The 16,351-nt window shown below is 63.2% G+C and carries 5 protein-coding genes; 3 read left to right on the top strand and 2 right to left on the bottom strand.

All coding sequences use genetic code 11. From position 1 onward, the window contains the following. Positions 1-257 precede the first annotated feature (257 nt). On the bottom strand, positions 258-7,148 hold the full coding sequence (locus NBY69_RS17725) for a polymorphic toxin-type HINT domain-containing protein (RefSeq protein WP_250301968.1): 6,891 nt from the start codon (positions 7,146-7,148) through the stop codon (positions 258-260). A gap of 187 nt (positions 7,149-7,335) precedes the next feature. Continuing rightward, positions 7,336-11,628: a LamG-like jellyroll fold domain-containing protein gene (locus tag NBY69_RS17720; RefSeq protein WP_250301967.1), complete on the bottom strand. Its 4,293-nt coding sequence runs from the start codon at positions 11,626-11,628 to the stop codon at positions 7,336-7,338. Between the two features lie 799 nt (positions 11,629-12,427). Between NBY69_RS17720 and NBY69_RS17715 the strand changes: the two genes are divergently transcribed. The 3 genes from NBY69_RS17715 to NBY69_RS17705 all read left to right on the top strand — a co-directional run bounded on the left by NBY69_RS17715 (position 12,428) and on the right by NBY69_RS17705 (position 16,204). Then, a complete protein-coding gene (locus NBY69_RS17715; protein ID WP_250301966.1) occupies positions 12,428-14,911 on the top strand; it encodes a ricin-type beta-trefoil lectin domain protein in 2,484 nt (827 codons plus the stop codon). A gap of 67 nt (positions 14,912-14,978) precedes the next feature. Continuing rightward, positions 14,979-15,302 carry a hypothetical protein gene (locus tag NBY69_RS17710; protein ID WP_250301965.1) on the top strand — a complete coding sequence of 108 codons (324 nt, stop codon included), beginning with the start codon at positions 14,979-14,981 and terminating at the stop codon, positions 15,300-15,302. A gap of 500 nt (positions 15,303-15,802) precedes the next feature. Beyond that, positions 15,803-16,204 carry a hypothetical protein gene (locus NBY69_RS17705; RefSeq protein ID WP_250301964.1) on the top strand — a complete coding sequence of 134 codons (402 nt, stop codon included), beginning with the start codon at positions 15,803-15,805 and terminating at the stop codon, positions 16,202-16,204. The last annotated feature ends 147 nt before the right edge of the window (positions 16,205-16,351 follow it).

Genomic DNA, 16,351 nt, shown 5'->3' with positions numbered 1-16,351 from the left:
GAGCCACCCAGACGGACATGGGAGTGACACCTCCAAGAGGTTCGCAGGAAGCACCACAGGCGGAGCCGACTTCCACACCTCGCATTCGACAGGACCGTCAACACTGGCCTGAACGCCGAAGATGAGCGAACTACCCTCTCGATACCAGCTGCTCGACTCCGGATCCCAGTCGCTGACGTCATCGTCACTTCCCGCATCCCGCAAGATCAGGCACCCATGCTCGATTTTCGCCAGGAATGCAACCGCAGGGCTATTAGCTACCATTCCTTCTTGCTCTTTCCTTGTGAAAGTTGTGAGACGACCCCGCCCTGCCGCCTAGCACAGGGTAGACAGTGAGGATACGCCGTCTGCGGAGATCCGGGAGCGACGAGGCTAGACGGCGGCTGGTGATCTGGAATCCAATCCCCCTCCTTGGTGCCAGGGGTCGTGGCATCGCAAGTGTGGCAGCCGTGCGCATTTCCTGATTCATTGATCAGATCTCGAACGCCATCTGCTTCGATGTCGCCGTTCTCCAGACCAACTCCCTCTCGGGCATTCGGACCAGCCCCCAGTGTCAGATCGCACTTCTGACCTGGCGTTGCATTGTGAACGAGAACCGGCGTCTCACCGGCCAGCACATAGTACGTGTGAACGTCATCGACCGTCAGGTCATGCGTACGCTGCCGCTTCGTGTAATGGGCGACTGCCGTGATCTGGACATGCGTGCCACTGCTGGTCCGGAGAAACATGCCCGGCCTGAGGTCGCCGGCCGTGACCCACTTCTTGAGCTCCGGGACCCAGAAGGGGTGAGTGTCGGTAGCGGTGAGGTGGGACTTTCTACCGGGAGTGGCCAGGGTGAGGGAAGTGAAATCCTTGTCGTCCTGGGTGATGATGGTGCCGACGACCTTCTTGGCTGTCGTCTTCCCCGTCTTCGGATCAGTGACCAGGACGACGTCACCGGTTTTTACGTCTTCTATCTTCTTGGTGGTGCCGTCAGCGAGGAGAACTTCCGTTCCCGGCAGGAAACTGTGCGGAACGACACAGCCAACAGGACTTTCTGCCGCCTTCTCGGCGGCTTCCATGATGTCCTTGGCCCATTTTCTCTCCTTATTCCATTTACGGAGAGTCTTGGCGATCTTCCATGCCGCCTTGATCAGCTTGGCACTCTTGGTAAAGACCGCACTCCAAGGAATGGCATTGATCAGCAAAGAGGCGCAGGATGACATGCTCTTCGCAATGCAACCCTTGACGTCATTCCAGCCGATGTAATCCTTGAAGAGCTCCCAGCCGACCTTCTTCACGACTTGAATGACAGGCGTGTTGAGGACCTTCTGTGCCTTGCTTACCTTCTTGGTCACGGCCGGGCTGTAATTCGGCACGCCATAGCGGGTGGTGCCCAGGTCCTTCGGACCGGTGGTGATGTACCGGGTCGGGTTGTCGGGCGAGGTGCCCGTCCCGCCGATGGGGTACCCGTTGCCACAGAGGTCCGCAGGACAGAGGCCCGTGGGATCGCTGTGTGTGACCGGGCTGCTGTTGCCGTAGGTGTACCCGTTCATCTGCTGCGGGTCGGTGACGTCCAGAACCGGGTCGGCGGAGAGGAAGCGGCCTATGGACGGGTCGTACTCGCGCGCCCCGAGGTGGGTGAGGCCAGTAGTGGTGTCCTGCGTACCGCCCACAAATCCCTTGGAGCCCGGCCAGCTGTCCGGTTGATTGCCGCGCGAGTCACCGAACGGGGTTGAACGGCGCTGCTGTTCGGTCTGGTCGGCGGCATCGATGGCGAGTTCGGAGGTGCCGTTCTGGTCGCCGACGAGGAAGGACAGCTTGTTGTCGTCGGTCCGGACAGCCTGGGTCCCGCCGCCGAGGTCGTAATAGCGAGTGGCCTTGGGCGTGGTGGCGCCCTTGGCGAGCGTGATCTCCGTGGAACCGAGGTAGAGGGTGGTGCCGTCGTCAGTGCGCTGGAGCAGGCGATTGCCGTCCGCGTCGTAGACGTAGGAGGTGCTCTTGGTGCCGCCGTTGCCGTCCGGCTGGCTGACCTTGGCGAGGTGGCCTTCCGGGTCCCAGGTCAGCGTCTGCTTGTTGCCCCCGAGAGTCCGGGTCTCCGTGTTGCCGCTCGGGTCATAGGTGTAGCTGTCGGTCGCGGTACCGGAGGGCCCCGTGGTGTCGACCTTGGTGAGGGTATGGGGCTGAGCGCTGTCGGGCTTCGGGTAGGTGTAGGTGTGCTTGATGTCCTGCGAAGCGTCGCCGGACGCATCGTGCAGGGTCTGTGATGTGCGGTTGCCACTGGTGTCGTAGGTGAAGGACTGCCAGTACGGGGCCGGGCCGCCCAGGACCGAACTGCCGGGCGTGGTAGCGCAGTTCGTCGCGCCCTGGGCCCATGCCTGCGTCATACGGCCCAGGTAGTCGTACTGGAAACACTGGTCGTCCGTGCCGGTGCGGGACACATCGCTGATGGACAGGATGTCCCCGGCTTCGTCATAGCCGTAGGTGGCAGCCTTGTCGGTGCCCGCGATGTCCTCGCGGTTGACCCGGCTGGTGCTCAGACGCTGGGTACCCCACTCGTAGGTGTTGGTGACCTGAGTCTTCTTGCCGCCGCTCTGGTACGTGTACTGGAGCGGCTTCCCCGTAAAGCTGTAGGCGGTGTCCGTGACATACGGAACGTCGTTGGTCCCGCTCAGCTTCACGGGACGCTGTACGTCGTCGTACGTGGGGGTGACCACGTCGCTGCTGAGACTGCCGGCCTTGGGGTACGAGGAAGAGGCGATCGTTCCGTCAAGGTTGTACTTGACGTTGCTCTGGTACGCCCCGGCGAGGGCTTCCTCCCCCTTGACGGAAGGAATGGTGACGGTGGTGCGGTTGGGTCGGTACAGCGTGTCGTACATGCTGTAGGTGGTCGTGTACGCGCTGCCGCTCGCGCCACCGACGTAGCGGGTGCTGGAGGAGAGCTGACCCTTGAAACCTGTGGGGTCCCATACCTTCTTGGTCAGCAACGGACCCGAGGCGTCACCGTCATGGGTCTCGGTCTCGCGTCCGAGGCCGTCGTAGACATGCGTGAGGATCTGCTGGCGGGCGTTCTTCGTGGAGATGACCTGCCCGCGGTCGTCGTAAGCAGTGGTGCTGCCGCCCTGGTCGGGATCGTCGACCCCGGTCTGATTGCCTTCCTGGTCGTAGGTGTACTTCCACTTGCTGCCGGACGGATCGGTGACCGTCGCCAGCTTGCCCGCCGGGGTATAGGCGTAGTGCGTGGTGTCGGCCGTACCGGTCGGCGTCGCTCCGTGGTACTGAAGCAGGGCCGTGGTGTTTCCGCGCGCGTCACTGACCGTCGTGGTCGGTGTGCCGCCCTTGGGTGGTGTGACGCTGACCCGGTCGCCCTCGTAGCTGGTGGCAGTGGTGGCCAGTACGGTGCTGTCCAGGCCATTGCCTGCGATGTCCTGGGATTTCACGACGCGGCCGAGGCCGTCGTAGGTGTTCCAGGTCTGTGACTCCACGGCGAGTGCGTTGTCGACCACGGACAAGGATGGGGACGGGGCGTCCTTGTCGTAGTAGGCGTCGAACTGCTTCGCTGCCAGGCCGCGTTCGTCGTAGAAGGTGTCAGTGAGCAGACGTCCGCCGGACGGGCCCTGGGTCTGAGCCTGGCGAGTCCGCAGGAAGCCGTCCAGCAGGGTGTACGACGTCGCCTGCTTGCCGTCATTCTTGATCGTCTTCGTGCCGACGGCGATAGGGCCCTTGCCGTCGTTGGTGTAGGTGAACTGAAAACTCGGCACGGCGCCCGACACCTTGGGGTGGTTGGGCAGCCAGACTGTCGAGTTGCGGCCCAGTGCGTCGTACGTCGTGTCGGTGCGCTTGTTGTTCGTGTCCACAACGGAGCTGGGAAGGCCACGCACCGGGTCGTACGTGGTCGTGGTCGTCTCCGCGGTGGTGCTGTCACCGGCGGTCGCGGGCGGCGTGGTGACCGTGGAACTCGTCGGCAGGCCCGTGGCCGGGGTGTAGGCAGTGGTCGTGGTGAGTCCGTCGGTCCGGACGGCGCGAACCGGTGCGGTGGCCTCGGTGGCCGTCACCGTGGCAGAGATATCGGTGTCAGTGAGCTGGCGCCCGTAGGCGTCGTAGGTGGACTGCGACTCCAGATAGGCGGCCTTGGTTCCGTCGTGCGACTTGAGATTGGCGGTGCGGGTGGCATCGCCCTTGGTCGGGGCCTTGCCGTAGTCCTGACCGTCATAGGCCGTACGGACATCGGAGATGACGTCCTTCGACCGGTTCGGAGTAGCACCGCAGGTGCCGGCGACCGTCTCCACCCTGGAGGGTGAATCGAGAATCCAGTCGGTCTCGTTGTCCACATAGGTGGTACGTGTGCACTGGTCGTCGTCACCGGTGCTCTCGTCGCCCCGGTCCTCGGTCTGGACCGGGCGGCCCAGCGTATCTTCGAACGTGTTCGACTTGGACGTGACCATCCACTTCGCGCCCTTGCCCCCGTCCAGCGAGGTCCAGGTGCGTTCTGAAGCGGTACCGGTCAGGTTGGCCGTCGTCGTGCCCCAGGAGCGGACGCGTTTGGCGGTCTCGTGGTGCCAGGGAGTACTGACGGTCTTGCCGAGCACCACTCCACCCGGACCGCTGTAGTTCTCCGTCTTGTACTCGAAGCCCGCTGCAGTGTCGTGGTCGGTGATGGTGCCGCCGTTGTCGTCCGGGACCGTGACCGTCTTGGAGCCACCGTCAGGTCCGGCCTTGTCACCGTCCATGCCACGCAGGAAGTAGTGGTCGGTCTGTGACTTCATGCCGACCGGATCCTGGCCTCCGGTCTGCACCTGCACGTGTCCGTAGCCGCGCCAGGTCGACCAGGTCTTGTACTTCTCCTTGGTCAGGCCGTCATCGTCGTCGTAGTGCCAGGCCGCGCCGTCCGGATAGCTGTAGCGGGTGACCATGTCCGGCGATGACTGAGTACGGTCGGTCTGGGTGACGGAGTCGACAACGTACTTGTTGAACCATTGGATGGTCGGGTCCGGGTCGCCTTGCTTGGTGAAATACACCGGGAAGCACCGCGTGGTGTTCGTTTCCGGCTTCGGCAGATGGTCCGCATCACAGGCGGCGACGGTGTAGTTGACGTCCAGCTCGCCGCCCGACTCGTCCGAGACCCCGGACAGGCGCTCCTTGATGAAGGGTGACGTGTCGTCCTTCGGCATCTTCAGCCGGTTGGTGCGCTGGTCGTACGTGAAAGTGACTGCGGGCAGGGCGATTTCGGGGGTAGCCGACTTTCCGACGTGCTGGACCGAGTCGAGCAGCAGCTGGTAGTCGATGTCGGACATGCCCCAGCGCTGACCGAGCTTCCACTCGTCGACCGGGGAGTAGCCGGTGCCGTCCGGCTTCAGTATCTGCGTGGTGACGTCGGAAAGGCGCTTCCGTGTCCAGAACGACGGCGAAGCACTGTTGGTGCAGTCCTTCCCGGATACGCAGTTGAGGTCCCACGGTGTGTCGTACCAGTAGGAGGCCTTGTCGTCGATGGTGCCGGAAGCACAGGTAACACCAGTTTCAGGGAGGCAACGTTCCACGGAGGTGAAGTCGACCTTTGCCAGGGCCTTCTTGCTGTACATCGCGGTCGAATTCAGACCGTACTCGATCCGGTCGAGCGTGCCTCCGCGCGTGTATTGCGTCTCGTCCGAGGGCTTCAGGTTCCGCCCGTAGTAGTTGTCCTCCTTGTCGTAGTAGTAGGCCATCGCGTTGCCGTGCGAGTCGACGGCGTAGTCGAGGTTCCACTGCCACGCCTGCTGGCACCATGAATCAGCGAAGGTACTTTTGTGGCAGGGCTCGTCGGCGTCATTGCCGTAGACGGGGACGGTCCAGGTCGAGTCAGTGGTCTCGTCACCTGCCGCCCAACCCGGCAACTTGTTGTATCCGAAGTAATAACTGGTGCCATCAGTGGTGGTGACGCGCCAGTACTCCTGGTCGTTGTCGCCGTTGTCACGGTCTGTGCCGTACAAACGGTCAACCTTCGTGCCGTCGTCGTTCTTGAGCTTGAAGGTGTCCTTGCCGGTCGAAATAAGTTCGCCCGAATGTCCGTTGAACGACATGGTCGCGTTGTCGTCGAACCAGCACTGGTCGCCGGGCTTTTGACCGTCCGCGTTCTTCGCGCCGTCGTCGGTGCAGGACTTGTAGTTCCGGCTGATGGAACCCGACCAGAGGCTGAATCCGTCTCCGGCCCAGGACGCCTGATTGTTGCTGTTGGACGTACGGCCGTCGATCCCACCCGAGGAGTACGACAGACTTACGTCCGGCCCGAAATCACCGGGCACCGAAGGAGCCGGCATGGCGTACGACCAGCCGAAGTCACCGGTGTTGAGGTTGGTCTGCCAGGTCGCCGATGCGGAGAGCTGCGTCGCCGAGTAGTCACCGTGGTCACTCGACGCGCCCGCTGTGGCAGCGAGGAGCACAGGAGCCGGGGCAGCCTTCGCGTCTACCTTCTCGGCGGAGTCCGTCTGCGCGGTTGGCAGGGAGAGGCTCGCGCGGAGCAGCCCGGCCTGGGCGTCGTTGCGGGTGGTGAGCGGTTTGGCCTCAGCGCAGTCCTTTGCTGTGGGGTCATCCGCAGCACAGGCAGGAAGCTGCACCAGTGTCAGCCGCTCGGCGTAGGCCCCGCCGTATGCCTGGGCGAAGGCCGAGTAGTCGACACTGATGTCCACGGCGCTGCCCGTACTGCCTGCTTGCGGCTGAACGGAGAACAGCATTCCGTCGATACCGGCTCGCTTGGTGGTCTCCGGGTCCAGTACGCGCACCGTGGTCTTGCCGGTCAGCGGGGCAGGGATCGGCTTACCGGCATCTGCGGAGCGCGTGGACTTCTTCACTACCGGACGGCCCAGGGAGATCGGTAGCTCACCGGCCCGCGTGTAGGCCCCCTGCGCGGGTTGCTCCACGGCCTTCTTGGTCGCAGTCCGACCGGCGGCGTCGGGGGCACTCGACGAGGTCTCCGGTGCCAGGGACACCGTCGCCGTACCTGATGTCGGCCACGCGTGCGCCGGATCCTTCTTGGGCGTCGTGGGTTCGCCGTCGCTCTGCCGCGGCAGCATTTTCACCCCGTGCCCCTGCACCGGCTGCTCCGACCCCGGCACCTTGAGCAGTGTGCTCGGGGGCTCGGCCACGGCGGGCACCGCTTGGAGCATCGCGGCCACCATCACCGTCGGGAGCGTCACAGCAACACTCCGGCATACCGACCGTATTCGCTGTCTCCGGGCCTTCGACGACATTCCCCGCCCCCGCCTCATTTCTGGTCCCGCTCCCCGCCGCTCCTGCGGCCGTTACCCACCACAAAGGCAGGACTGAATTCGGACTGGCTCTTTGAATTCTGCTGCTGTCGCTTATTGCCCATGCCGGGCAGAGTCATGGCCCTGGAACGGTGTCCACATCGTCTCCGGAGCTGAGTCGCGAGATCTGCGTGTCGCTCGCCGCCCCTTGGAGGACCCACACATCGTCTACCTCGCCACTCCAGTACTCGCCCCAGGTGCTCGTCCCCGTCTTGGCCCGGCCCAACTGGAGCCCCTCGGCCGCAACGAAGGGCACAACCGATGAATTCCACGGAACGGACTCAGCACATTCGGGAGTGTTCGGCGTGCCGTCGTCATCGTCATCGGTACAGAGCGTCGGGATCAGGGCCCCATCGACATACAGCCGGATCTGTCCCTCAGACGCGTCGTACACGACTGCCAGATGGTTCCATGAGCTGTTGTTCTGGAAATTGTCGCTCTCGGCAGTTGCCGTCTTGGGGGACACACTGTCCGAATCCGACACACTCAGCTGCCAACGTCCGTGATTTTCAGGATCGTTAGCGTCGGGCACATATCGCACCGCGAAGCCGTTGGTGTTGACGCCCGCCATACTCAGGACGGTGACCGTCTTGGTCGGGCGGCTGGGTGCGGTAACCCAAGCGCTGACGGTGAAACTACTACTTGTGTCCACCGGGGAGTTTGTTGTCGCGGCATAGCCGGTGCTCGAACCGTTGAGCAGCAGTCCGCCCTCGCCGATCGGATTGCTCGTTCCGGAAGCGTCGATGCCTGCCCCGCTGCCCAGCGCCATCGGGTGGGGGGTGTGGTCCTCGCGGACAAGGTCGTCGGGCGAGGAGGCCGGGGGTCCAGAGGCCCCATCGAGCCTCCACCGGCCCTCGACACTGACCTGCCTTTCGAAGATGTCGGCGATCTCCGGTGCGGAAAGGGCCCGGTCGTACATCTGCACGTCGGATATTTCGCCGGGGAAGTAACTTCCCGGAACTCCGGCGTAGTTGCCCGCTCCGATCTGCACGGCTCCGCCGCCGTAGAACGGTGAATCGGACTTGGTGGTGGCGACCCACTTGCCCTGCACGTAAAGGCGCAGGTCATCAGTCACGGCGTCGTACGAACCAACAACCTGGGTCCATTCGCCGCCTGCTGCCATCGCTGCATTGCCTTGCGCGGCACGGATCGGAACTCCGGCAGCGCTGTCCTCTGAGTACTCGTTGAAGGCCCACCCATAGGTCGGCGAGTAGTAGAGCTCGAAGCCCGGCTTCTCCTTGCCCGTCTGTGTGGCGATGATTGCCGCGTGCGTGGGCTTGGTTTTCGTCAGTTTCGCCCAGGCCACTACCGAGAAGCCGCGCTGATTGTTCAGGTGCGGACTGGCAGTCGTCGCATAGTCGTCGATTCCATCCAGGCTCAGAGCCACGCCGTCGCGACCGTTCTCTCCCGCCTTGGCACCCCCCTTGAGCACTGCGGGTTCGACATCTGCATGTCCCGCCACCTGGGTGGTGGGACTGCCGCTGTCGTCGGTGGCCTTCTCGTCCAAGGGAAAGACAGCGCGAGCCGGCCTTCCCGGTCCGATGGGCTGCTTGGCATGCAGCCGAGCCACATCGGCCGCGGCCAGCGGCTTGTCGTAGATGCGGACGTCGTCGATCGTGCCGGGGAAGAAGCTGCCCGGACTTCCGCCGTAGGATCCGGCGCCGATCTGGAGACCACGCCGGGCTTCCCACGCGTCGTTGTACGTGACTGTGCCTGCAGGCTCCCCGTCCACGTAGAGACTGAGTTCGTGCGAAGCAGAGCTGAACGTTCCCGCCAGATGCACCCAGGACCCGGCTTTGACCCCGCCAGCAGTCGCCTGCATCACTCGCACCGGGGTGGCCCCAGTCGTGTCGGACTCATACTGATTGAACGCCCACCTGTCGTATGCGGACGAGTAATACAACTCGAATCCAGGTGAGTTGTTTCCAGGTTGGGCTGCGATCACGGCCGCGTGGTCGGGCACTACGTCCGGCTTCACCCACGCAGCAACGGAGAATCCAGTTGATGTCGCCACCGTCGGGATGTCCGACTGGAGATAGTCATCTACACCGTCGAAGGAGACCGCACCGTCCACCGCGCCCGGCACCCCGAGTGTTGGACTGCCGTAGGCATCCAGAACTCGGTCACCACCGTGGCCTGCTGCCTGCGTCGACCCAGTCGGGTCGTCCAGGTTCCACTGTGCTCGTACCGGCTGCCCGGCCTTGACCCGGAACATGTAGGACACGGGCTCGCTGGCGTTTCCGGCCGAGTCGAAGGCCTTTGCGTACAGGAAGTTCACGCCGGATCGGGTCGGACGGAAGCTCACCGTCCTGTCCGCGCCGTTGCTCGTCTTCACCTCATTGACCGCGGACGGCTCCTCGTTGACCCCGTACCAGTACTTCGTCACGCTCTTGTCGGTGGTCGACAGAGTGAAGGTCCCGTACTGTCCGACCCCGTCGTACGTCGGGTCCATCGGGTTGCTGTCATCGGCCGCCGGATACTCGCCCGAGTTCATGCCCGGGCCCGGCGGGACAGTCGTGTCCCACACGAAGTTGCAGCCCGTCGCGGACCCTGCTCCGGACCAGGGCGAATAGCTGTAGTACTTGCCTTGGTCGTAGTCGACGGCCCGTGCGTACCAGGCGATCGTCTTGTTCTTCGGGATCTTCTTCCCGTTCGACAACGTCTCAGTGAGTTGCGTGGAGAAGTCTTTGCCTGACGCTTTCGGTGTCATCTTCGCCGACGTCCACTGAGCCTGCATCCCACTGCCTGTGTCCCACCACAGCTGCCACTCCACGCTGACCTGGTCGCCGTCCGGGTCCTTCACGCCGGTCGCCTGGATCTTGGGAAGAGTGCGCACCGACACCTTGTCCGCTGAGCTCTTGCAGGTCGCCCCGGGGGACATTGACAGCTGGCTCATGGCAATCTGCTTCGGCGGCTGGTTGTACACCACTCGCAGAGAGACACCCTTCGCAAACCGCTTCCACCCGTACTTGTCGTCCTCATTCGTGGCACGCAGGCCGAAGGACGTGGTCGAGGAGTTGTGCGACGCGGCGTACTTCACTCCTGCTGTCGCGTCGAACTCCACGTCTCCGCCAGGGCAGGAGGAACTGAAGCCCTTGGCGACATCTCGGGTGTCCAGTTTCTCCAACCAGTTGTCCTTGGAACTGTTCCACGTCGTACCGGAGTTGAAGCCCTTGGTCCGCCACAGCTCGACCGCACGTCCGTCGCACGATGCCGACCAGGTTTCCTTCGCGATGAACGTCGCGCTCAGAATCGACTTCCCGGCGAACTTCGATGTCGGGAGCTGGTAGAACAACCGCTTGGTGTCCTGCGGTGCGCAGTAGTCCCAGCCGCAGTAGCCCATCCCGGCATCCGCGTCACCGTTGAACCGCCACTGCGGGGCCGACGCCCAGTACTTCGAGACCATGGTCCACTCGCCCACCTTGGAGGTATAGGTCTGCGGATCGATGTACACGGGGAAGGTCGTGGTGTCCTCGGTGAGCATCCCCTGATCCGGGGTCAGTTGCAGCTTGTCGCCGCCCCCTGACACCACTACGCCGATGGGTGCCACTTTCGCGGCGTCTCCCGGACCGGACTCGCCGCCCCCGGCCGCGTCGGAGACGGTCCTGGCCGACTTCTTGGCGGCCGCCGACGGTGCTGCCACCGCAGGAGCCTCGCTGGAGTCCCACATGAACGGCTGCGGTGCCTGGAAGACGACGCCCCCCACCTGCGCATCTTTCGCTTCAAGCCCCCCGGAGGCCGTAGCCGCGACGTCCAGCCCCGGAGAATCCACCCCCAGCTCCAGATTCGCCAGCGCGGGATCCTTCGCCGCCTCTGCCGTCTTGACGACCAGCAACTCCGAGAATCCGTCTGTGGCCGCGCGTATCTTCAGATCCACCTCCGGCAGCACATCGGCGTACGTCGCGGTGTCCCCGTTCAGCGTCGGCGCAGGCAGTGCGCTCGGCCATGAGAACGAGAGCTTCTTCCCCGTGCGCTCCAGCGTCACCAATGGCTCGGAGCCGCCCCCGGAGAAAGCCATCCCAACCGCAGCGGCCTTCGGCCCGACTGTGCCATCGCTGCGCTGTTCCAGGGTGTTGTCGATGGGCTTCCACACACCGCCGATCCGCGCGCGCACCGGCTGGAGATGCTGCACATCCTCCAACTGCCCATCAGGAGTGGCATACGTCTCGCTCGACTCCGAACGCATCGAAGTGATCTCGACATTCGCACCCCCCGACGCTGCGGCCTTCGCTGCGGCATCCAGCGTTTCGGCAGACTTCGGGACATTCGCGATGTCACGGAGGGCTGAGGTGCGGGACGTCTGTTCTGCGGCTCGCGCCAAGGAAACGGCGCCTGGGGCCGGAACGACGCCCATCACGGCGGCAGCCACCGCCCCAGCAATCAGGGCTCTCGCACCGCGGCGCCCACCGGACCTACTCATCCCCACCCCACCCTGCACAGCCCCTGCAACTACGTCACGGGATCTTCAAATATCGAAGGCAGGTAACTCGGTGTCATCTACATTCGTCAAGGGGTGACTTGACGCGAAGGCGGCCACTCAAGCGCCGCAGGCCGGGCCGCCGACCACTCAGCCGCCCCGAGCGATCATCCGGCAAAGATCCACATACGCCCTTTTGCCCGTGGCACATGTCGGACTTGAGAGACCAAGCCTGAGGGGCAAGCTTCCACGTTCACTTCCATCCTGGCGCCCCGGGTCCCGATCGGAGATTTTTCCTTTACTTGACCATTTTCCGAGAACCAAAATGCCTTTTCGTCCATGGCTGAACGACGGGGAGCTCTGGGACGCTTACGTGGGATAGCGGGTCATAGTGACACTTCGCAATCCGGACGGTGGCCGCTGGGTGCCGGTCAGAACCGAAAAGCTCGAACCCTGCTCCAGCCGGTGCCGTACTCCGCGTCCACACCCGTGAGTGACCCTGCCGGGATGAGGCGGTCGATCCGGACACAGGCACCTCGAAGACGACCTCTCCTTCACCTACGACAAGATCCTCGGCGCGCTCGGCCAGCCGTATTCGTCCACCCGGTACACCGACGGTTTCCCGTACACCACGACCGTCACCGGATACGACGACGAGTACCGCCCGACGGGCAAGGCGATCACCATTCCCGATGTACCGCACAATGCTTCGCCCACAGTCACCGGCGGCCAGGTGGACACAGCCGGTGATGTGAGCAGTACCTACTCGTACGGCATCGACCCGTCGGGTTCGGGTGTGCTGAAGCAGCCCCACACGCTCACGGACATCACCAGCGACAGCACGGCGACCGACACCGACGCGACGATGGGTTACGACGACACGGGCAACACCACCTCGCGTACCTACGGCGGAGATACCCAGACGCTGACGTGGACCTGGGACGGCAAGGCCGAGAAGGTCTCCGGCTTCGGCCAGAACGGCAAGGGCCAGGTCATCGGCCTGGAGGGGAAGTGCCTCGATCTGACAGGCGCGGAATCGGCCTCGGGGACGGCGGTTCAGCTCTACTCCTGCAACGGCACCAAGGCGCAGCGCTTCCGGATCGATCCGGCCAAGTCGAGCGACGCCACCACGGGTGCACTGAAGATCCTCGGCAAGTGCGTCGCGCCGACCGGCGGCGCGACGGCAGACCACACGGCGATCACGCTGACCGACTGCACGGGTGCGACGAACCAGCAGTGGACCGCGACCTCGTCGCACACGCTCAAGCACGTGGCTTCAGGGAAGTGTCTCGACGTCCCGTCCGGCAATTCGGCCGACGGCACCGACCTCCAACTCCTCCCCTGCGGCAACGGAAGCAGTGCCCAGCAGTGGACCTTCGCCGACGAGACGACGTACGTCTACGACGCCTCCGGCAACCGGCTGATCTCCTCGACGGTCGGCGGTCGCACCCTGTCGCTCGACGACGCGGAGCTGACCACCGATGCCGCCGGTGCGCCGGCCTACTGCCAGCGCTACTACGGCCAGGCCGGTGCGCCGACGGTGATGCGCCATTCCCAGGGCGGGTCCGCGAGCAGCAAACTGATCGCGATGGTCACCGACGACCACGGGACCGCGGTGGCCTCGGTCAGCCTGGGGGCGGGCCAGGACATCGTCCGGCAGAAGACGGATCCCTTCGGTGTCGAACGCGGCACGGGGGACGGCAAATGGCTCTCGCACCGGGGCTATCTGGGCGGTTCGGACGATGCGGCCAGCGATCTGACGCACTTGGGCGCGCGCGAATACGACGCGTCGACGGGACGGTTCATCTCGGCCGACCCGGTGCTGGACATCGGCGACCCGATGAGCATGAACGGTTACGCATACGCCGACAACAACCCGGTCACGTTCAGCGACCCGAGCGGCCGGACCAAGTGTGACGTCAATCCTGAGCTCTGCCACCACGGGCCCTACACGAAAGAGACACCCGACAGCGGCAACAGTGACCCCGCGCCAAGTGGCTCCAGCAGCACCGGTCAGCAGACGGTCACGATTACGGTGACCAGGACCATCACGGTCACCACACCTCCAGTGCACTGCGACTGGTGGTGCAAGGCGAGTGGATGGGTTCATAAGCACAAGGAGATCGTCAGCTTCGTCACGGAAGTTGTGGTCGGAGCCGCCTGCGTCGGGGCTGCGGTGGGCGGGAGCACGGTCACGGCCGGCGCGAGCTTGACGGCTGTGACCGGCTGCGGAGCACTGGCGGGAGCCGCGGGATCCGCTGTCAACAACGCACTCGATCCGGACGCGGATCACAGCGCCCTGGGGACTCTCGGGGACGAAGTGGATGGCGCTGCGTGGGGTGCGGCCACCAGCCTCGTGGGCGACGGGCTGGGGAAGGTCACGGAGAAGGGCGCAGCCAAACTTGTCAGCAAGATCTTTGGCAATAAGGGCGGCACTACGGTTGGTTGCCTGCACAGCTTCCCGTCAGGCACCGAGGTGTTGCTTGCGGACGGTAAGCACAAGCCGATCGAAGACGTCGAAATCGGCGACACCGTGGCCACCACGGACGTCGACAGCGGAAAGCCAGCCGAGAAGAAAGTCGCCTCGACAATAACGACCGAGGACGACAAGGACTTCACGAAACTCACCATCGGTGATGGCCACGCAATGTCGACCCTTATCGCTACGGACACCCACCCCTTCTGGGTGCCGAAACTCGACAAGTGGATACCGGCCGGAGATCTGCATACCGGCCAGTTGCTACGCACGAGCGCGGGCACGCTCGTGCAGATCACTGCGATCACGCGATTCTCCGAACGCCAGCGAACGCATGACCTCACTGTTACCGGTATCCATGCGTACTATGTGCTGGCGGGGGCTACGCCGGTCCTGGTACACAATTGCGGTGAAGGCATCGCAACATTGCATTATCACGGCGACGGGAATCACTTCAGCATTGAGGTGACGGATGGCAAGAAAGTGAGACACACTCATCTGATGCCTCATGACGGGGAAGCTGTCGTCTCACCGTATTCCGGCCCTCCAAGCATTATGAGTCGAGACGTTGTCCTTCCGAACGCTAAGGCCGCCCTGGAATTCCAGGAGAAAACCCAGGGAAGCTGGGGCAAGTATCAGACATACGGAAATAGTTGCCTAACGTACTGTACGAATGTACTGCGAGAAGGAGGGGTTGACGCTCCGGAAGGAAGGGCAGCTGTTCCGTGGGTGAGGAAGTTCCTCTCCGGCGGTCAGTAGGGTTCTCACCGAGGACCCTACTGACCAGCAACATTCAATCACTGCGTCCCGATCATAAGGAAAACGGATGGCTGCAAGAAATTCTGAAGCGCTAGATGTATTCCTCAAAGTTGCTGCTGACTCAAGGGTTTCGTGGCGTACTGTCGAGTTCGCGGGCCGAGGAATCTCGGCGGATGCAGCCAGCGTCGTCTGGATGCTTTCCAGAGGAAAGCATTCGCGGAGCGGAGAAGAGTTGGCCGATCTCCTCATGGGACAGATTGATCTAATTGACTCCCTGATCGAATTGTGGCGATCTTTCGACAGCGGAGAGCTCTCTGAAGCAAATTTCGAAGACCAACTAGAAACGATTGTACTGGGACTGGAGGAGTGGATTTCACAAGCCTCACGGTAGTGAAATTAGCAAGTCTTTCCAGAAAAAAGTCCTACCGAATGCCGGAACACCCAAAGTCCGAGCAGGCGATAAGAGACGGAACAGCCTGACAATTCTTGCGATTTAGCGTGTCATCAGACCAGGTCGGACGCCTGGTGAATTTGAGTGCGCAGGTGACGTTACCGGGAGTGCAGAGCGGGTCCACCTTCTGACCCCAAAGACCTCCTTGGGTGACTGCTTGACGCTTTGGCATTGCCGGGCAAAGACCGCCTCGCTGGAACTCGTGCAAAATATCTCAAACAACACGGACAGTACACAATTCGGCGGGATGCACCAAATGGCGCATCCCAGTAAGCCTTTTCGTGATTCTCCTCCATAAATGATGCACATCTCTGCCGTCGCGCCATAAATGCTGAAAATTAGCGCGAGTCCACCTTTCACGAACTGAGGAATTGATGTCTCGAAATATTGCAAATGTGGTGACTGAGGAATCGCGGAGATTGCTGGAGCCAGGCGAGTCCGTGTCGCGCGTCTATCTCGCGCAAGGCGGAATCAACCCCTGGTCCCTGATCGCTTTCTCCGTGGTCGGGCTGGTGCTCGTTCGGGGGCTGAGCGGCGCCATGGGACAGCCGGGCGGCTTCGGGGCGCTCGGTGGGCTTGTCGGTGGGTTCGTTGGCTGGTTGATCGCCACGATGCTGACCACACGCCGGGTGATTCTCAAGACCGACCGGTCCGTGGTGCTGCTCGCCTGTGGCAAGTTCACCGCCAAGAAGCCGGTCAAGGTGGTTACCCGGTTGCCGAAGGGGACCAAGGTAGGGCCGCTGTCGGGTACTTGGGCGCCGTTGGAATTCGGGGGCGAGAAGCTGTGGATTCATAAGATGTTCCACGACAACATGCCGGAGTTGACGACCAAGCTCGGCTGAGCTCCCGGGCGGCGTATCGAGCAGCATGTGAGGGTGAGGGGCAGTGGGTCGGTTCGGCGGGCAGGTGGCGGACCGGCCAGCCAGTCCATCGGACCCACCGGTGTTTTGTAGCAGGGTGGTCCATTGCCCTATCCCCGCCGCATCTCG

The sequence above is a fragment of the Streptomyces sp. A 4/2 genome, from assembly GCF_940670765.1.
Classification (GTDB): Bacteria; Actinomycetota; Actinomycetes; order Streptomycetales; family Streptomycetaceae; genus Streptomyces.
The sequence above is the reverse complement of the archived record's forward strand: the minus strand, read 5'-3'. Positions and strand labels throughout refer to the sequence as shown.